Source organism: Allobosea sp. GW822-FHT03F07 (assembly GCF_058801345.1).
This window is the reverse complement of sequence record NZ_JBXAND010000019.1, coordinates 1-19570: the sequence shown is the minus strand read 5'-3', so window position 1 is coordinate 19570 and position 19570 is coordinate 1. Positions and strand designations below refer to the sequence as shown.

14 protein-coding genes are annotated in these 19570 nt (G+C 63.9%); 3 read left to right on the top strand and 11 right to left on the bottom strand.

The window, feature by feature from the left end; all coding sequences use genetic code 11:
• Positions 1-78: 78 nt before the first annotated feature.
• From AC1RMY_RS25725 to AC1RMY_RS25700, 6 genes are all read right to left on the bottom strand, one after another.
• Positions 79-3168 carry an efflux RND transporter permease subunit gene (locus AC1RMY_RS25725; RefSeq protein WP_492869460.1) on the bottom strand — a complete coding sequence of 1030 codons (3090 nt, stop codon included), beginning with the start codon at positions 3166-3168 and terminating at the stop codon, positions 79-81.
• A complete protein-coding gene (locus tag AC1RMY_RS25720) occupies positions 3165-4244 on the bottom strand; it encodes an efflux RND transporter periplasmic adaptor subunit (RefSeq protein ID WP_492869458.1) in 1080 nt (359 codons plus the stop codon). The genes AC1RMY_RS25725 and AC1RMY_RS25720 overlap by 4 nt, the downstream gene beginning before the upstream one ends.
• Entirely contained in the window at positions 4241-5293 is a 1053-nt protein-coding gene (locus AC1RMY_RS25715) for an efflux RND transporter periplasmic adaptor subunit (RefSeq protein ID WP_492869457.1), read from the bottom strand. Before AC1RMY_RS25715 ends, AC1RMY_RS25720 begins: the two co-directional genes overlap by 4 nt.
• A 349-nt stretch (positions 5294-5642) precedes the next feature.
• Positions 5643-6461: a 3-hydroxybutyrate dehydrogenase gene (locus AC1RMY_RS25710; protein ID WP_492869506.1), complete on the bottom strand. Its 819-nt coding sequence runs from the start codon at positions 6459-6461 to the stop codon at positions 5643-5645.
• Complete coding sequence (locus tag AC1RMY_RS25705; protein WP_492869455.1) at positions 6451-7248, bottom strand: acetoacetate decarboxylase; 798 nt, start codon at positions 7246-7248, stop codon at positions 6451-6453. Before AC1RMY_RS25705 ends, AC1RMY_RS25710 begins: the two co-directional genes overlap by 11 nt.
• Positions 7249-7280: 32 nt before the next feature.
• A complete protein-coding gene (locus AC1RMY_RS25700) occupies positions 7281-8471 on the bottom strand; it encodes a DUF3734 domain-containing protein (RefSeq protein WP_492869504.1) in 1191 nt (396 codons plus the stop codon).
• 313 nt (positions 8472-8784) lie between these two features.
• Between AC1RMY_RS25700 and AC1RMY_RS25695 the strand changes: the two genes are divergently transcribed.
• Together AC1RMY_RS25695 and AC1RMY_RS25690 are read left to right on the top strand one after the other, a co-directional pair.
• Positions 8785-9681, top strand: coding sequence for a LysR substrate-binding domain-containing protein (locus AC1RMY_RS25695; protein WP_492869453.1), 897 nt, complete (start codon positions 8785-8787; stop codon positions 9679-9681).
• Between the two features lie 653 nt (positions 9682-10334).
• Complete coding sequence (locus tag AC1RMY_RS25690; protein WP_492869451.1) at positions 10335-12395, top strand: methyl-accepting chemotaxis protein; 2061 nt, start codon at positions 10335-10337, stop codon at positions 12393-12395.
• 386 nt (positions 12396-12781) lie between these two features.
• Here the strand turns inward: AC1RMY_RS25690 and AC1RMY_RS25685 are convergent, their stop codons facing one another.
• The 5 genes from AC1RMY_RS25685 to AC1RMY_RS25665 form a co-directional block, all read right to left on the bottom strand.
• Positions 12782-13639, bottom strand: coding sequence for an NAD(P)-dependent oxidoreductase (locus AC1RMY_RS25685; protein WP_492869449.1), 858 nt, complete (start codon positions 13637-13639; stop codon positions 12782-12784).
• A gap of 50 nt (positions 13640-13689) precedes the next feature.
• Entirely contained in the window at positions 13690-14610 is a 921-nt protein-coding gene (locus AC1RMY_RS25680; RefSeq protein ID WP_492869447.1) for an AEC family transporter, read from the bottom strand.
• Positions 14611-14711: 101 nt separating this feature from the next.
• Positions 14712-15929 (bottom strand): 3-keto-5-aminohexanoate cleavage protein, encoded by a 1218-nt coding sequence (locus tag AC1RMY_RS25675; protein WP_492869445.1) that lies wholly within the window; start codon positions 15927-15929, stop codon positions 14712-14714.
• A 655-nt stretch (positions 15930-16584) separates the two neighbouring features.
• Positions 16585-17574 carry a LysR substrate-binding domain-containing protein gene (locus tag AC1RMY_RS25670; protein ID WP_492869443.1) on the bottom strand — a complete coding sequence of 330 codons (990 nt, stop codon included), beginning with the start codon at positions 17572-17574 and terminating at the stop codon, positions 16585-16587.
• Positions 17575-18136: 562 nt separating this feature from the next.
• On the bottom strand, positions 18137-18814 hold the full coding sequence (locus AC1RMY_RS25665) for a GntR family transcriptional regulator (RefSeq protein ID WP_492869502.1): 678 nt from the start codon (positions 18812-18814) through the stop codon (positions 18137-18139).
• A 219-nt stretch (positions 18815-19033) separates the two neighbouring features.
• Between AC1RMY_RS25665 and aroQ the strand changes: the two genes are divergently transcribed.
• Positions 19034-19477 (top strand): type II 3-dehydroquinate dehydratase, encoded by a 444-nt coding sequence (aroQ, locus tag AC1RMY_RS25660; RefSeq protein WP_492869441.1) that lies wholly within the window; start codon positions 19034-19036, stop codon positions 19475-19477.
• Positions 19478-19570 lie beyond the last annotated feature (93 nt).

The following is a 19570-nucleotide window of genomic DNA, read 5'->3' as shown; positions in this document are numbered from 1 at the left end:
GGGCGATGCTCGGCATGACAGGATCGGATGCAGCCAAGGTTCCGAGCCTGCGCGCCAAGCAATCGCTGCGGCCGCGCTCTACGCCGGTTCATGCATCGGCTCGGCGAGCAGCGGTTCCGGCGCAGGCTGCGAGGGCGCCTCGATGCGGAACCAGGCCACATAGAGCGCCGGCAGGAACAGCAGGGTCAGCAGCGTGCCGACGATGATGCCGCCCATCATGGCGAAGGCCATGGGTCCCCAGAAGACTTCGAACGCGATCGGGATCAGCGCCAGACTCGCCGCGGCCGCCGTCAGCAGGATCGGCCGCGTCCGGTGCATCGTGGCCTCGACCACGGCCTCCCACGCGCCCCAGCCCTCGCGCCGGAGGTCCTCGATCTGCACGACCAGGATCACCGAGTTGCGGATGAGGATGCCGACAAGCGCCAACACGCCCAGGATGGCCACGAAGCCCATGGGAGCCCCGCCCGGGAGCATGGCCGCCACGACGCCGATCAGCCCGAGCGGGGCCGCGGCGACCACCAGGAACAGCCGCGAGAAGCTTTGCATCTGGATCATCAGGATGGTCGCCATCAGGAACAGCATGAGCGGAACCACGGCCGCGATCGGCCCCTGGGATTTGGCGCTCTCCTCCACGGGGCCCGCCACGACGACCCCGTACCCGGCCGGAAGCGCCCGAACGAACTCCTGCACCTTGGGTTCGAGCTGCTGGGCGATCGTCGCCGGCTGGGTGGCATCGACGATGCTGCCCCGGACCGTGATGGTCGGCTGGCGGCTGCGGCGCCAGATCACCGGCTGTTCGAGCTCGTAGCGGAAGGTCGCGACCGCCGCCAACGGCACGGACTGGCCGTTCTTGCCCGGCAATTGCAGGTTCTGCAGCGTCTCGATCGCTCCCCGCTCGGCGGCGCCGGCCCGGCTCAGCACATCGACGAGATAGATCGCGTCGCGCACCTGGGTGATGCTCGTGCCGCCCACCACGCCGTTGAGCGCGCCGGCGATATCCTGCGAGGTCACACCGAGCTGGCGGGCCTTGTCCTGGAGCACGTCGACCTTCACCACCCGCGCGGGCTCGTTCCAGTTGAACCCGAGATCTCTGACCCGGGGATGCTCGCCGACGATGGCAGCGAGTTGCTGGGCCAATTCCCTGACCTTTTGGATGTCGGGCCCGCTGAGCCGGTACTGGACCGGGCGCCCGGCCGGCGGCCCCAGCGCCAGCAGGTCGGTGTAGACATCGACGCCGGCAAACTCCTCCCGGCTCCAGGTCTTGATCTTGCCCCTGAGGCGCTCGCGGGCCGCGATGCTCTTGGTCACGATGACCATCTGGCCGTAATTGGGATTCGACGGCTGCGGGTCGAAGGACAGGATGAAGCGCACGGCGCCCTGGCCGACATAGGACGACCAGTGATCGACATCGGGATCGCCCGCGAGCTTGGCCTCGAAGCGGTCCATCTGCGCCTTCGTCTCGGTGATCGAGGCGTTCTGCGGCAGGGTGAAGTCGACGAGAACCTCGTTGCGGTCCGAGGACGGGAAGAACTGCTGCTCGACGAACTTCATGCCGTAGAGCGAGACGCCGAACATCGCCACCGTCACGCCAATGGTCAGCCAGCGCCAGCGCATGACACCGACGAGGAGGTGCGAGAACGCCGTCATGAGGCGGCTCGGCTTGTCGTGATGCTTCTTCATCGTCTTCGGCAGCAGCGTCACGCCGAGCAGGGGCGCGAACAGCACAGCGACGATCCAGGACAGCAACAGCGAGGCTGCGATCACCACGAACAGCGTGAAGGTGTACTCGCCCGCATTGCTGCTGTTGAGGCCGACCGGGATGAAGCTCGCGACGGTGACGAGCGTGCCGGTGAGCATCGGGAACGCGGTGGAGGTGTAGACGGCGGTCGCAGCCTTCTTCAGCGTGTCGCCGGCCTCGAGGCGCGCCACCATCATCTCGACGGCGATCATGGCGTCGTCGACCAGCAGGCCAAGCGCGATGATCAGGGCGCCGAGCGAGATGCGCTGGAGCGAGATTCCGGTGTACTGCATCACCACGAAGGTCATGGCGAGCACGAGCGGGATGGAGAGCGCGACCACCAGGCCGGCCCGCATGCCGAGGCTGATGAAACTGACCACCAGCACGATCGCCACGGCCTCGAACAGCGCCTTGGTGAAGCCGCCGACCGCCTCCTCGACCACGACGGGCTGATCGGCCACGAGATGCACGCCGACGCCGATCGGCAACTCGCCGGTGATCTTGCGCATCTGCTCGTGCAACGCCTCGCCGAACGCAAGCAGGTTGGCGCCGGTCTTCATGCCGATGGCAAGCCCGATCGCCGGCTCGCCCTTGAACCGGAACAGCGCCTGCGGCGGGTCGACATGGCCACGGCTGATGGTGGCAATGTCGCTGAGGCGGAAGAAGCGGTCGTTCACGCGCAGATTGAGGCCGCGCAGGCTCTCCTCCGACGTGAACTGCCCGGTCACCCGGACACTGATGCGCTCAGGGCCGGCCTCGATGACACCAGATGGCGCGATCGCGTTCTGGGCCCGGAGCGTCTGGACGACCTCCTGCTGGCTGACACCGAGGGCCGCCATTTCGCGCGTCGAGAACTCGAGGAAGATCACCTCGTCCTGGGCGCCGATCAGGTTGACCTTGCCGACATTAGGGACCGTGAGAACCTTGGCCCGCACGTCCTCGACATAGTCGCGCAGCTGCCGCTGCGTCAGGCCGTCCGCCGTGAACGCGTAGACATTGCCGAAGACGTCGCCGAAATCGTCGTTGAAGACGGGACCCACGACACCCTGCGGCAGCTCCCGCTTGATGTCGTTGACCAGATTGCGGACTTTCACCCAGACGCCCGGCACATCGCGGCTTTTGACCGTGTCCTTCAGGTTGACATAGATGACGCTCTGGCCAGCCGTGGTCTGGCTGCGGGTGTAGTCGAGCGAGTCGAGCTCTTCGAGCTTCTTCTCGATGCGGTCGCTGACCTGACGGGCGGTGTCCTCGACCGTAGCGCCAGGCCATTGGGCGGCGATCACCATCGTCTTGATGGTGAACGACGGATCTTCCTCACGCCCCAGACTGACATAGGCGAGGATGCCTGCGATGGCCGAGACGATCATGAAGTACCAGACGAGCGAACGATGTTCGAGCGCCCAATCGGATAGGTTGAAGCGGTTGGTCATTGGAATACCCCGTCTGGGAGTTTGACTGATTGGCCAGGGGTCAGGCTGTTCACGCCGGCGACGACGACGCGCGAGCCGGCGGCGAGTCCGTCGAGGACCCGAACAAAGGATCGCTCTCCCGCGGCAATCGTCACATCCCGGGTCGACACCGTCCAGGTGGCCGGATCGACGACCCAGACCATGGTCTTGCCGTTCCGCTCCAACAGGGCGGTGGCCGGGAGCTCGATGTCCGGGGGGACCTGCGTCGTCATCGTTGCGGTGATCGTCGTGCCCAAGCGAAAGCTGTTCGCCGGGGTGTCGAGCGTGATCCGGACCCGCCGCGTGCGGGTGGCGGGATCTGCTTGCGGGGCGATCTCTCGCACCGATCCGGCAGCTTGAACCGACGGGTCGACTTGCAGGGCGATGTCAAAGCGGGTTTGCGGCTTGAGGTCCCGCCCGATGCTCTCGGGCAGGTCGATCACCGCCTCGCGGATCTCGGGGCGGGCCACGGAGACGACGCTCTGGCCCGGCTGGACCACCTGTCCGAGTTCCGCCGCAACAATGGTGACGACGCCGTCGAAGTCAGCCCGCAACTCCGTGTAGCTGAGCTGCTCCTCGGCCTTTTCGAGCTCCGCCTTGGCGCGGGTGACGCCGGCCATTGCAGACTCGTGCACCTGCGTAGCGGCGTCGAACTGTGCCTGATTTGAGATGTCCTGCAGGAGCAGCTTGCGCTGCCGAGCTTCTGTCGCGGCGGCGTTTTCGAGACGGGCGGTGGCGCTGGCCAGGTCAGCCTGGGCCGACCGCACGGCCAGCTCATAGGTGACGGGGTCGAGCCTGGCCAGGCGATCACCCTTCTTGACGACGTCGCCGACATCGACGTCGCGGCTGACGATGCGCCCAAGCACCTGGAAGCCGATGTCGGAGGTGTAGCGAGGCTCGATGGTTCCGGCGAAGCCCAGGCTACGCGCCGACTGGGAGGTCGCGACCACGGAGAGAACGGGCCGGGGGGACGGCGTCTTGGCGTGCTCCCCTTCCTTGCAGCTCGCGAACAGAGCGCCTGCCCCCAGGACGGTCAGGGATATCAGGATGGGTTTCATTGGGCTGCTCCCTTGGCGACCGCCACAACCTGGTTGGGCCGCAGGAACTGCGCCCCGCCGGCCGCGACCATCTCGCCGGGCTGGAGCCCCTCCCGCACGAAAACCTTCCCGCTCTCGTAACCTTCGATGGTGATCGGCTTCAGCGACACAGCCTTCGTCCGGGGATCGACAGCCCAGACGGCCGGTTGACCGCTTCTGCTGGACAGCGCGCTCCAAGGCACCACCACGAACTTGCGGGGCTCGAGCCGGCCCTCGCCGATGACGGAGGCACCGAGCGTCATCGCCGCCGGCGACTGCGCCAGGCCGACCTTGGCCCTGACCGTTCCCGTGGCCTTGTCCACGGTCGGCGAGACCTCGCGCACGGTACCCGCTGCCTTCACGGCCGGGTCGGACACCAGCGTCAGCGCGATGGCGGGATCAGCGAGTTCGCGACTGAAGATCGACTCGTTGAGATTGAACACCGCATCGCGCGGCCCGTCCTGCGCGATCGAGAACACGGTCTGCGCCGCCTGCACGACCTGCCCGGTCTCGGCATGGCGCGCCGTGATCACGCCGGCAACCCCCGCTCGCAGCACCGTGTCGGACAGCCGGTCGCGGGTCGTGCCGAGCAGAGCTCTTGCGTCAACGAGGGCGGCGTCGGCCGTGCGGTAGCCTTCCTGGGCCTGATCGTGTTCGCGCTGGGTCGTGAAGCCTCGGGCGAGCAACGCCTTCTGGCGCTCATAGCTGGAGGTTGCCTGGCGCAGCACAGCCTCGGCGGATGCGACGGCGGCCTCAGCGGCAGTGACCGTCGCGCGCTGCTGCTGCGGATCGAGCCTGGCCAGGACCTGGTCGGCCGCCACGCGGTCGCCGACATTGACCAGGCGCTCGGCGATGCGGCCGGCGACTCGAAAGGACAGGTCGCTCTCGACCCGCGCCCGGATCTCACCGGTCAGCCGAATGGCCGGCGCGTAGTCGGCCAGCGCCGCCGCTTCGACCTGCACGGCGGTCGGCGGGTTCTCCGGGCCGCCGGTCTGTTCCTGGCAGGCGGTGAGGCCCGACACGGCAAGCATTGCCGTGCAGCAGACCGATTTCCGCCATCGACGACTGTATCCCATCGCACGCCCCTTTTCCTGTCGCGAGCCTAAGCTGATGGGGTGGAATAGTCGTGGAGTTCGATGCGGTCCAATATATTGTTATTAGCGTTATGATTGCTAGAAAATATCAATCATCAAGACAGCGTCGGTCGCCAGACGACCGGCTTCGTCCGGCGTTGCCGCCGGCACTCGCGCGCATTGCTGAAGCGGTCCCAGCAATGCGGATGGTCTCCGCCGACACGGCTCCGCCGGTTCTTCCTGGGGCAGACATGGCAAAGCAGCCGGGACCTCTCGGACCCGGCCGCTTGGATCCGGCAGCGAACGACTACTGCATGGACCAGCCGTGGCTGACGACGATCGACTGGCCGGTGAGGGCGTTCGACGGGAAGGCGGCGAGGAACACGGCGGTCTCGGCCACGTCAGCGACCGTCGTGAACTCGCCGTCGACCGTCTCCTTCAGCATGAGCGTCCGGACGACCTCCTCCTCGGAGATGCCGAGTGCGCGCGCCTGCTCCGGGATCTGCTTCTCGACCAGCGGCGTGCGCACGAAGCCGGGGCAGATCACATTGGAACGGACGCCATGCGCGCCCCCCTCCCTGGCCACGACCTTGGCGAGGCCGATGAGGCCGTGCTTCGCGGTGACGTAGGGCGCCTTCAGCGGAGAGGCCTCCTTGGAGTGCACCGAGCCGATGTAGATGATGCTGCCGCTGCTCTGTCGGTACATCTGCCGTAGGGCGGCGCGCGTCGTCAGAAAGGCTCCGTCCAGATGGACGCTCATCAGCTTTTTCCACTTGGCAAATTCGAAGTCGACGAGGGGCGCGACGATCTGAATGCCGGCATTGCTGAGCAGCACGTCGACGCGTCCGAAATGCTCGATCACGCGCGACATGCCTGCCTCGACCTGCTCCTCGCTGCTGACATCCATGGCGACCCCAAGGGCGCGTCTTGCACGAGGATCGATGTCGCGGGCCGTAGCCTCGGCCGCGTCGCGGTCAAGATCGGCGATAACCACCCTGGCGCCCTCGCGGGCGAAGCTGATCGCGATCTCCTTTCCGATGCCGCTCGCGGCCCCGGTGATCACGGCCACCTTGTTTTCGAGAGGGAGGTGACGGCGAAGGTGACGGTTTAGAGCGTCATTTTGCATGGGCGTATTCATAGGCCTTTCCTTTCACGGTCTGACGCTGCGGCGTTGCGAGATAGTCATGCACGACCTTGCCGAGGCCCAGCGTCAGGTCCGCGACGAGGTGAACGGCTGAGACGACCTCCAGCACCGGCAGTTCCGCGAGCGGCGCCAGCGCATGTGAGGTGAGGTCGAGCGCAGCCGGGCCTGTCCAGGCGCCTTTCAGGCCGACATCCTCAAGGCGATACTCGACGAGTTCGCAGATCCGCGGCGTGCCATCGACATGAGGAATGATCTTGAGGAGAAAATTCGGCTCCTGCAGCGAAGCAAGGACGGCGGCGCGATCCGCTGGTCTGTGCTTGTAGCCCATGCTGCCGGTGGCGATACGGATGGGGCCGTAGTCGAGCGTGCCGACCAGCGTGTCGACCTCGGTTCGCAACGAGGGGCTCGCGAGCTTCTTCGGAAAGCCCCAGAGCTCGCGTCCGCCGGCGACGGGCGGCCCGTCGTTCAGGAACATGCAATGCGAATAGGCGCCCGCGCGTCCCCGGAAAGTGACGGGGATGACCTGGCCCGATTCCGTATAGTCGCCGAAGCCGGTCGAATCCGGCATGCGGATGAACTCGTATTTGACCAGCGGCCGGCGCTCGTCGATTTCAAGCGGTTCCGGAACAAGGGCTCTGAGCCGGGCCGGGTCGGTTCGGTAGGTGATGATGAGATATTCGCGGTTCACGAAACGGTAGGGGCCGGGCGCGAAGGCCGGACTCGTCAACGGCATCGAGAAGGCGCGCTCGCGCACCTCGTACTCTCTCATGGTCTTGTTCTTTCCTGTGCGAGGAGAAGCGATTACTCGCGCCCGTGCTGGGCGAGATCGAAGGTCGACACGCCGTCGGGCGTCGTCGGCCGCTCCAGCACTTCGGGATGGCGCAATGTTCTGGTCGCGTCCTGATGGCCGGCGCGCCAGTGGTCCCTCATGGTGAGGCGTGAGAACTCGTAATCCTTGGAGTGCCCCTCATAGCCCTGCGCGCGATAGATCAGGTGCACGAGATTATAGACCTTCTGATCGGCCTCTCCGCTCAGAAGCTTGACTTCGTCGGTCTCGCGAAGATCACGAGGCAACTTCGACAGAAGGCTTCCCAGCGCCGAACGCAGGTGCTGCTGGCGTTTGAACTGGTTGGTGTTGTCGCGGGTCCGGCTGGAGTATTGAATCTCCTTTTGCCGTGTAGCGACCTCGGCTAGGTTGCGCGGGAGATCACCTTGCGCATTCCACAAGTCTACCTGGAAGGCGAGCATGTCTTGGCGCGGAACGCTCTCGACGACCCATTGCAGCGGGGTGTTTGAGATGAGACCGCCGTCCCAGTAGAACTCGCCATCGATCTCGACGGGCGCGAAGCCGGGCGGCAGGGCGCCGCTCGCCATCACGTGCTCAGGCCGGATGACATGGGTCGTGTTGTCGAAATAGACGAAGTTGCCAGTGCGCACATTGACCGCGCCGACGCTGAAACGCATCTCGCCGGAGTTGATGCGCTCGAAATCGACGGTCTGCTCCAGCGTCGATTTGAGGAATTTCGTGTCATAGTAACTGGTTGCCGCCGCCGTGCCGGCCGGCTGCAGCCAGGGAATGTGTAGCCGAGGCCCGAAGAATCCGGCCGCACCGCCAAAGAGCGCCAGGTTTGCGCTGAGCTGATTGAAAAGGCCGCGCGCCACATCGCCCCTCGGGATGAACGCGTCATGGGACAGCGTCCAATCGAGGAGCGGATTGGCACTGATCCCCTCCCAGAAGGCCCTGAGTTGCGTGACGCGTTCGTCGGGCGCATTGCCCGCGATGATCGCGGCGTTGATGGCGCCGATCGAAATGCCCGCGACCCAGTCGGGATGGAGCCCGGCCCCCGACAGCGCCTCGTAGACGCCCGCCTGGTAGGATCCGAGCGCCCCGCCGCCCTGAAGGAGTAGAGCGATGCAATCGAAAGGAGGCCGAGAAGTGTTTCGCCGCGACGCTACGATCGGCCGATGCAAATCGGCTGGCGTGCGGGTCATTGTTTCATCTTCCATCATCGTCTCCACGTGAAAATGCGGCAGACATTGCGAAAACAGGCGCGCGTTTCGCAGTCCGGTTGAACGTGGTCGACGCCATCAATCGATTGATCGTCCATCCGACCCGCCATCTCGGAAGCGCTGATAGATGAGCGATAAATCCTGCTCCAATATATTATTGCAGAAGATACGATTGAAGAATGATATCAATCTCGATATCTGATAACGCCCGGCGCCCAACCGCATTGGTCGCGATCGTCTGCCATTGCGGAGGGGAGAAGGGTGACTTCAAGGATATGATCTGAGGATTAGATCAATGGACCTGCGCCATCTCCGGTACTTCGTCGCAACGGCCGAAGAATTGCACTTTGGTCGGGCCGCCGAGCGCCTCCACATCGCGCAGCCGGCCCTCAGCATTCAGATCAAGGCGCTGGAGGAGACGTTGGGGGTCCAACTCCTCAACCGGACGAACCGGGTGGTGACCCTGACGGAGGCTGGCCGGCTGTTCCTCAAGGAGGCCCGCCGCACGCTCGAACAGGCGCAGCATGCCGCCATCGTGGCCCGCCGGGCGGGGCGCGGCGAGATCGGCCGCATTGAAATCGGCTACTCCGCCGACGTTTCCTATTCTGGGGTGCTGTCAAAAACCCTGCGGGAGTACCGGCGGCGGATTCCAGACGTCGAGCTCGGCCTGCACGAGCTGCATCCGAGCACCCAGATCGCCCAGTTGCTGGAGGGCCGAATCCAGATCGGCTTCCTCGCCAGCTTTATCGGAAGCGCTGCCTGGAAGCTGCCCGGGGAACTCGATGCGATCCGCCTGATGGAATGGCCGCTGCGGGTCGCGCTCCCGGTTGACCATCCCCTGGCGCGGCGCAGCCGGATTCCGCGCGAGGCGCTCGCCGACGAACCCTTCATCCTCTATGTCGGGTCGGACGTCGAGCAGGATCGCTCATTGGTCCAGCTGACGCTCGGCTTTGCACCGCGCGTCGCACATGAGGCGCGCAGCGGATTTTCTCTCATCAGCCTGGTCGGCGCCGGACTGGGCGTGGCCATCGTGCCATCGTCGGTCAGTTCGATCAGCGTCGGCGAACACGTGGTCTACCGGCCCATCTCGGGCAATACGATCCAGATCGGTACCGAGGTCGTTTACCGCCGCGACGCGGACGACCCCGCCGTCGTCAATTTCCTGCAGATGGTGCGTGTCGATCAGCGATGAGGCCCGAAGAGGACCCTACCGCGGCAGGTGCGAGCCGACGGCCTGCGTGAGCCCTACCACCACCGCGTCGCCATCATCGGTTCTCGACAGATCGCATCGAGATCCGCGTGACGTCGGACGGCCTCGCCATGCCCGGCTTCGAAGCCGCTCGCCATGGGCGAAGGGCGCGGCGCCGTGACGTCCGAAAAATTAAACGAAATTCGCTTGCGTTAACCACATTTCAATGCGCCGCAGAAGACAATTGTGCATTGCAGCGACCCAGGCATTTCCCGCTTCGGTTCAGCGGCGAACATTCGATCTCCGTATCAGCTTGCACAGTTGGAAGACCGCATGACGATCTTTCTCAAGGATATTGTGATTGGGGGTGTTTGCCTCTTGCTGCCCTGTTTCTCCGGCCAGCGGGCCCTGTCGCCGAGGATGTCCCAGGCACCGAGCGCGACCGTTCAGATCGCAGCCCCCGACCAAGCAAGCACCAGCCTGGCTGTCGGCGCTTCTGAGATCAGGCCCCTGCAGGCGAGGTCGGGCGGGAGGCCGCCGACATCATAGGACGACGGCCGCTCGGGCTTTGGGTACGGACGTCAATGGCCGGACCCTGCGGACACCTGTTTCCATCGCATTTCACTGCTTCGACCTCGCCAATCAAGGACAGTTCCATGTCGAAACTGAATCTTAAGACACTTCTTCTCGGCATTTTTCTGGTGCTTGTCGCCTGCATCGCCGTTCAGGGCTCCACCGGTCTGCTCAATCTGAGTTCGATAGCCGCCGCGGAACGCAAGCTCGCTGAGGTCGAGATGCCGTCCATGAAAGTCATCGCCGACATCAAATTCGCGATGTCGCGTTATCGGCTGATCGGCATCCGTCAGATTTTGACGACGAACCCGGAGCAACGCAAGAACGTCGACAAGCTCGCAGCGGACCAGCTGGCTTTGATCAACGCAACCTTGGCGAAATACAGGGAATTGCCGATCTCAGATGGGAATAACGATCTATTCAAGAAATTTCTTGAGCTATGGAATACATATAACGATTCACAATCGAAACTTGTTGCTCAGGCCGATAGCAAAAATAGCAACGAGATCGTTACGCAGTTCTTTTCTTCAGCTGTAACAGTCTATAACGACATGATCAAAACGCTCGATCAAAGCGTAGAGCATCATAACAACAGCGCCAAGAATAGCGCAGTTGAAGTCGAAAATACACTGCTGCAAGCACGAGTTCTCGCGTTTATCCTCGGCGGTATTGCTCTGCTGATCGGCATTGGCTCCTGCGTGCTCGTCAATCGTCGCGTATCGCGACCGCTGAACAATATCACGACGGCGATGGGTGCGCTCGCGAGCGGCAATCTCGCGGCGCAGGTGCCCCACACCGCCAACCGCGACGAGATCGGAGCCATGGCGGCGGCCGTGCAGGTGTTCAAGGACAACGCCTTGCGCGTGCAGGCGCTGGAGGCGGAGGAGCGCTCCAACCTGGCCGAGAAACAGCGCCGGGCCGACGCCATGACGGCGGTCGTCGAGGAGGTCGGGAGCGTCGTCCAGGCGACATTGCTGGGAGATTTCTCGGTCCGCATCAAGGCGCAGGCAAGCGATCCCGAGATGCAGAAGCTGGTGGCCGGCATCAACGAGATCAACGCCGGTATCGACAACGCCACGACAGAATTCTCGTCAGTGCTCAGCGCCCTTGCCGAAGGCGATCTGACACTGAGCGTCGCCAATGACTATGCGGGCCGCTTGGGCGAGCTGAAGAACGCCATCAACGAGACGATCGCCAGGCTCGCCGAGACGGTCACCACGATCCAGACGACCGCCAAGGAGGTCGCGCACTCGGCACAGGAGATCAATGCCGGCGCCAATGATCTGTCGCAGCGTACCGAGAACCAGGCCTCCTCGCTGGAGGAAACGGCCGCGACGACCGAAGAGCTCGCAGCCTCGGTGAAGGCCAGCGCGCAATCCTCGCGTCAGTCGGTCATGCTGGCTGACGAAGCCAAGGAGGTTGCCGAAACCGGAGGCAGCATTGTCAAGAACGCGATCGAAGCCATGGAGCGGATCGATCAGGCCTCGGGCAAGATCTCGGCGATCATCTCGGTGATCGACGAGATTGCTTTCCAGACCAACCTGCTCGCGCTGAACGCCGCGGTCGAGGCGGCCCGCGCCGGCGACGCCGGCAAGGGTTTCGCGGTGGTGGCCTCCGAGGTGCGCACCCTGGCGCAGCGCTCCTCGGACGCCGCGAAGGACATTTCCACGCTGATCCATGCGTCCGGAAACGAAGTCACGCAGGGCGTCAAGCTGGTGCGCTCGGCCGGCGAGGTGCTCGAGAAGATCATGATCGCCTCCCAGCGGGTCTCGAGCACCATCTCCGAGGTTGCGACAGCCGCCTCCGAGCAGGCCAATGGCATCGACGAAATGAGCCAGGCCGTCGCGCATATGGACGAGATGACCCAGCAGAACGCCGCGCTTTCCGAAGAAAGCGCCGCCTCCGCAACGGCCCTCAACGGCCAGATTCAGAAGCTCAACAGCCTCGTGGCCACGTTCCGAACCCGGGCTGGCGCCGGCGTACAGCATCAACTCGCGGCTGCGTCCGTTCACGAGCCGAGACTCCTCCAGACGCTAGCGGCCGCAGCTTTCGCGGATCGCGGCGCTAGCCCCGCAGCGCCTGCGCCGTCTCTGCATGCGCCGCGGAAGGCGGCCAATGGCGCGGGCGGTTGGGCGGAGTTTTGAGTGCGACCAGAACTGGAAGGCCTCCCGCAGGTGTCGTGGTAGTCTCGTCTGCCGCGTCCGCGGCGTTTTGACCGTTTCCCGCATGACAGCGCATGGACAGAGCGCTTCGTTGCTCGCCTGAACGCTGACAGGACGAGGCGGGGTTTGGATGGCCGCGGGGCTTCCGCTGCCAGAACAGCCCGAGCCGCTTGGCTCGGGCTGTTCTGTGTCGGCTCGGCGGCAAGCGGCTCGGCGGCAAGCGGCTCGGCGGCAAGCGGCTTGGCGGCATGCGGCTCGGCGACGCCGTCCCGTTCAATGCAGGATCGGAATGGGCCTTTCGCTCGGGCGTTCTTCCTGCGGCTAGAGCATCGGCCCGAAAAGTGGAATGCGATTTTCGGGCCGATGATCTAAGAGGCCGGGGAGCTCGATCCGAAGAACGCGTCGATCTGTCCGCACTCCGTCTTGGCGCCCGCGACATCAGCGGCAAGACGCGCGTAAAGCCCGGCCGCGCCCTCGAAGAACTTGGCTTCCGGATAGGTCGCGCCGATGAAGTCGGAGATGGCGTGCATCTCCTCCACCCAGCGATAGGCCTTTGGATACATGTCCGGCAGGGTCTTGGTGAAGCGCGCCAGGAGTTGGGGCTGGCTGGCGGCGAGCTCCGCCTTCAACGCCGGCCCGGCGCCGGCGCGTTCCGCTGCCAGCACCATGGCGGCCGCGATCGCGACCAGTCCCTTGGTGATACCGGCATAGGAAAGTTTCAGCGCCGACGCCGCGCCCACAGGCCCGTCGATGATCTGGACGTGAAGGCCGTAATCCCCCAGTTCCGCCAGTTCTCCGGCGGCGGCGCCGGAGAAATAGAAGGTCGGGCCCGGGTCGTCCCCCTTGGGGGGAAAGCCGATGATGGCGCCATCGACGCATTGGCCCCCGGCAGCTTCGATCGTCTGGCCGATATCCGTGACGGTGGTGACGCCGACCGCATTGCAATCGACGAAAACGGGGCGGTGATCCGTTTCGCCGAGCAACCTCGCGAAGCGCTCCGCCAGGGCCTTGGCCTCCGCCGGCGGAACGATCGACAGGATGAGCCTCGCCTGTCCGACGATCTCTTCGTCTTCGGCATGCCGCATGCCCGCAGCTTCCGCGCGCGCCCGGCTTGCAGGGCTGCGTCCCGCGAGCGAGGTCAGGACGGTGACGCCGTGCCGGGATAGCCGTTGGGCGATGGCGCTTCCCATTGCACCTGCCGCAATGATCGCAATTGTCGGTTTCATCTGTCGTTCCTGCTTCCGTTTCCGGCTGTCATGCGCCCGGCTGCAGCGGGCTAGTTGAGCACTTGAATGACGAAGGTGATGCTGAAGGCCGACAAGGCCGTCGCCAGCGCGAAGGCCCGGGCCGTGTCGTCGGCGTAGCGGTCGAAATGCGTCGCCATCAGATAGACATTGACGCCCGGGGGCAGGGCTGCGGTGACCGTGGCGATCAGAGTGGCCTCGCGCGGCAGATCCAGAGAATGGGCGACCAGCCAGACGAGAAGGGGATGGATGACGAGCTTGAGGCCTGCCGACAGCAGAGGCGCGCCGAATGTCCGCGGTAGCGTGACGCGTGCGGCCGTCGCGCCCAGGGCGATCAGGGCGGTCGGCGACGCCGCATCGGACAGGGTGCCGGTCATCCGGTCCAGGATCGCTGGCAAGGCGAGGCCCGTCTGCATCCAGAGCACACCGGCGATCAGGCCAAGCACCATCGGATTCCCCAGGGCGGTGGCGAATATGCGCCAGGCCCGATCGCGATTCGCGCCGACACCAAATGCGACGAGCAAGGTCGAGGCCGGAATGAGGATCAGCGAATGAAATGCGATGATCTTCGTCAAAAGCACGATGCCCTGATGCCCCAGCAGGGCTTGGGCGATCGGTATGCCGAGCAGGGATGAGTTCGAGTAGACGGCCCCCATGCCGAAGACACCACACTCCGCCACATCCAATCGGAGCGCAAGGCGGGCCAGGAGGAATCCGGCAGCCAGCAGGACGGCGCAAGCGACGAAATAGACGACGGCAATGTCGAGGCGCTCGCCCGCGCCGCCGCCATTGGTTGCCAGGGCGCGAAACAGCAGGGCGGGGATTTCGATGCAGGATACGAGTTTGACGATGCCCTTGACCCCCTCCGGACTCAGCAGGTCTGCCCTTGCGGCGGCAAAGCCGACCGCAAGGAGACCGAAAATGGGAGCGAGAATGGACAGCGTCGACGACACGAAGGCCTCAATTCCTCAAGAAGACTTCGCCTGGCCGCCGACGATGCCGAGAGCCGGTCTCGGCAATCGAAGGGGCGGACAGGAGAAGCATCCGGCGCAAATCAGGCTGCGGTTTGCAGGAAGGGAAGGTGCCGTTCGGTCATGGAGGATGGATCCGCCAGCAGCAGGGCGCCGTTTCGACCGAGGACATCCGACGCTACCTGGCACAGTTCGACATTGTTGGTCGGGCGGACGTTTCCGCTGTCGTCGGGAAGGTATGGCGTGTCTTCCATCCCCACGCGGACCACATCGACCTCGCTGTCTTCCTGCGCGGCATAGGCGACGAGACGCCGCATGGCGTCGACCGGGATGCCCGCATCGGGCCCGACATCGAGCGGGCGGACCTCGCGGGCCGCATGCTGTGGAAGCACCGCCGCGCCGACCGTAATCGAGACGCGTCGCCGGCGGGGGCCGTTGGGGCTGTCGCGTTCGAGGGACTTCGCCATCGAGACGACGGAGCGGAACTCCGCGTAACTTTCGGGAAACGGCAATTTGGGGGAAAAGCCGAACAAGAGCGTGATGTTGAGCTGATCGGAGCCGGCCAGGCAGAGATCGCTGTGGCGAATGGCCATCCGGGTCATCGCATAGCTGCGGATCAGCTGAACCCATTCGACCTCGTCGAGCAGATGCAGCTTCCTGCGGGCGGCGATCGACTGGCCGTAGACATCCAGCTGAATCGCGGGCGAAGAGCGGCCGTAATTGTTGCCGTTCGCCGTCGAATTCGTCTCCATCTTCACATCTTCCAGCAGAGAAGACGGGTGGTATCCGTCAACCGCCTCAAGGAAGGCGTCGCTGTCGATGAAATCCCGCGTCAGCGCTACGCCGAGCTTGTTTTCCAGGTCGCAGATGATCTGCAATTCGATGGCGGCCTGGAGCGTGATGAAATGCGCGCCGCCGCATTCGAGCGGAAGGGCGGCATGGCTGACCCGTTCCCATTCGCCATAGGTGCCGATGCGATTCATGACCTGCCGCCCGTTCCGGCTGGCGCCGAAGCTGATCAGCATTTGGGGCGACTGGCTTTGGACGAGCCGGCTGATTTCGCGATAAATCTCGTTGTCCGTCGTCTGTTCACGCGTCAGCGGATCTCGGCCGTGGTAGTGATAATAACGGCAGCCGATCGCAGTGAGCTGCTCGACTTCGCGAGCAATGTCCTCTGTTGTAATCGCGATATCATCGCCATTGCAGATACGGTCTATGATCGCATTTCCTGTTTTTTTATGATTAAGTGGCGTATATTTTGCCCCCGTCGAGCAGCACCCGAGTATTATGCTCTTTGTCATGCCCCATCTCCAGTTGATGTTCAGTTTGCGAATACCTTTTCTTGTTATTTTGACACAATGAATCGCTGCGCAGATCTACTGCGCACCCGCTGTTACCTTCAACGAATGTCAATCTGTCCAGCAGCGCTGTTCAGGCGGCTCGCGACGCCGGCGGCGTCCTAGGGCGAGTCCAAGCCGACAAAGGGCAGGCGGTTGACCGTTCCATCAGAGCGCAGGAAGCCCCGCCGATTCACCATCCCCGGCCCCTTTGCTGCGGCTGCGAAGATGTTAATTATTGCGGCGCAAAATGGGCCGTCCAATTCCGATCCGGGATTTCGTCATGCGGATTGCGCATCACGGCATCGGATCGGCGATGAGAGCGCCAAGGGGCGGCTTTCACTTGTAATTCCAGAAAGATGGCGAGAACCTCGGTCGCTCGGGGAGGCGACGGCGCCCCCGTCAGGCCGCAACGAAGACCGCGCCGCAGCGTCTCTTCGTCGATTGTGCCGAGCGGCATCGGAGGACGGCGGACGGCCCGCCCGCTTTTCAGGGCGCGAGCAGCCTATGGGCGTTGCGCATCGATTGCCGGGCGTCCCGGACTGCGCTGTTTCACGGTGCGGCCCTGTGCGGAAGCGGCGACTCTGACGGTCATGCCTTGGACAGGCGAAGGCTTCGCTCAGTCCCCGGCTCCTTCACGGAGAGAGCGCAATGTGGTCGATAGGTCGGGAAGGTCGCGCTCGCCGCTCGGGCCGGCACTCAGCCTTGTCCACAACTCTTCTGCCTTGCGATCGAGTTCGCGGGCCGGCCGGTAGAGCCTGACATCGAGATCGATGATCAGATCCTCGCCACCGGCCCTGACGAGCCGCCCGCGCAGGATGTCGTTATGGGTCACCGTCAGCGGCAGCCAGGCGACGCCGAGACCGGAGAGCGCCATGCTTCGCAGGCCGTCGGCCAGCGAATTCTCATAGAGGTTGGTCAGGCGCGGCAGCCCCGCACGCCCCGCCAATTTCCGGTCGACGGCCCAGCCAAGCGAACACTCCCGACTGTATTCGAGATAGGAGACGGATGCATGCGCAGGCGATCGGAGATCGTGCAGCGGCTTTCCGCCCGGGCCTGGTGCGCTGAGCGGTATCAGGCGTTCGCGGCCCACGACGATCGATGCCTTGCCGTCGATGGCGAGGCGGCGGTTGGCGCCTGCCAGGATGCCTCCCTCGGCATCCATCAGACAGATCACCAGATCGACGCGCCCATCATCCAGGGCGGCGCAGCAGCCCGGCAAATTATCCGACGTGATGGACAGGCGCGTCGGCCCCAGCATCGATTGCACGTGCTGCAGCCATTCGGGAAAAAACGTCACCGACAGGATATGCGGCGCGGCAAAGCTGATCGATCGCAATTTCGCGTCGCGATTCTCCTGAACGGTACGGCGAGCGCTGTTCAGTTGGGCAAGAACGCCCTGCGCCGCTTCGAGCAGGGTGCGGCCGGCTTCGGTGAGGTCCAGCGGGGATTTGCTGCGGTCGATGACCGGGCTTCCGACCCAGTGCTCAAGCGACTGAATGCGCCGGCTGAGGCCTGATTGGGTGACATGGCGAATCTGCGATGCGCGGGTGAAATTGCGTGTTTCCGCGATGACGATCAGGTCCTGGAGCCAACGAACGTCGAGCATGAAACCGATCCATCATTTCGCGTTTGCCGCCAACTTCGCGAATATATATATATTTATCCGGCAGCGTGAGTAGTCTATCTAATTTTTTTGGATACTTTGCAGAGTTTGATTGTTCAAATCTAGATTCGTGCGTGGCGCTTTGAATATTATTTATTCAGTTTGCGGAAATTGTGATCGGTCTCTTGACCAAGATGCGGGCCATTTTGGATGCTCGTGAGGGCTTCACTGCTTTGCGCAGGGTGTTTTGGCGTGCAGCCGGTTTCGTGGACACTGGACCGTCCACGGCTTGTCCGGAGGCCATCGGGCTTAAGTCACGCTGCCATTCGCCGCTGGTCGGGCGGAGCGTCGTCCGTTCCTCGCCTTCGGCCGGCGGGATGTTGCGTATGGGTTTCAGCAGCCGACGATTGTTGAACGGTCGACCCGGATCGGCGTCGCGAACGCCCCGGCTTCGGATGGTCGCCACGGACGTCGATGGATGTCGCTGCCGGCCTCGGCCAGCGCTCGGCGTAGCGGATACTGCACCGCCGCAGTTGGAGGCCCGCGGAACTCCAGTCCGGATTGATCACGGCGCGCGCAGCAACTGGTTCTCCAACGCGAAGTCGACGCAACCCTGAATGTGCCGGCCCAGGACGCTTTGTGCCTCGGCAACATCACGCTTCAGCGCGCAGGCCAGCAACAATTTGTGCTCGTCGGCTGCAATCGCGCCGCGAAAAATCCCGAAAACCATCTGGTAGCGGAGATAGCGGTCATAGAGCCGCGAATGCAATTCCAGCAGCGCCTTGGAACCACAGGCCGAGACCAAGGCCTGATGAAACTCCCAATCGTAACGCTTCCACTGCTGCGTTTGCGACGTGTCACCCGCCAGCAGACCAGCCTCCATCCGGGCCAGCTTGTAATGGGCCGCAACCACGCGCCCTTCCCACTCCATGTCCCCGGCCTGGAAAGATTGAGCCAGCGCGTGGTTTTCCATCAGCAGGCGTAGCGCCGCGATCTCCCTCAGGTCGTCGGCCGAGCACGGCGCGACCTGAAAGCCGCGCTGCCCCTCGGCAATCACCAGCCCTTCCGGCGCCAACCGGCTCAAGATTTCGCGCAATGTGCCGATGCCGACGGCATAAGCCAGCCGAAGCTGCTCGAGTTTGAGGCGTTGCCCTGGTCGCAACTGCCCGAAAACGATGTCCGTACGAATGCGCTCATAGGCCTGTTCGCCCGTCGAAACAGGCGCGGAATCGTCGCCTGCCATGCTCGTTGCCGCTTCTGCCATGGCGCGATCGTAGGAGAACGTCATTCACAATTCCAGCGCGAGGATGCGCGTCGAACGAATTTAATATGATCGTATGATTTCTAAAATATCAGTTGATTTTGACTTCTTCGGCGATACGCTCGCGTCAGCGCTCCACCGAACCGGTCCCGATGATGCGAGGCGGCCGGGCAGAGAGCGCGCATTTGAGGGAACGCCGGCATGAGCAAGCGCATCTTTGTCCTGAACGGACCGAATTTGAATCTGCTGGGCCAGCGGGAGCCTGCGATCTATGGCACCATAACGCTTGCCCAGATTCAGGAACGTTGCGAGGCCAAGGCGACAGAGCTGGGCTTTAAGGTCGATTTCCGTCAGACGAACTTCGAAGGCGAGCTGATCGAAAGCGTGCATCACGCCCGGAGCGAGGCTTGCGGGATCATCATCAACCCGGCCGGCTACACCTTCACCTCGGTCGCGCTGCTCGACTCGCTGAAGATGTTCGATGGACCCAAGATCGAGCTGCACATCTCCAACGTGCATGCCCGCGAGAGCATCTACCACAACTCGCTGATCTCCCGGACCGCCACGGGCATCCTGATCGGCTTCGGCGCGGCCGGCTACGAACTCGCGATCCAGGCCATGGCCGGCATGGTCGGGCCCGGTTGAGCCCGCAACGACATGCGGTCAGCGGCAGAGCATGCGAAGGACGGTGTCGAGGGCGCTCTGGCGGCGCCGCTTGCGCGCATCGGGCGCGGCCAT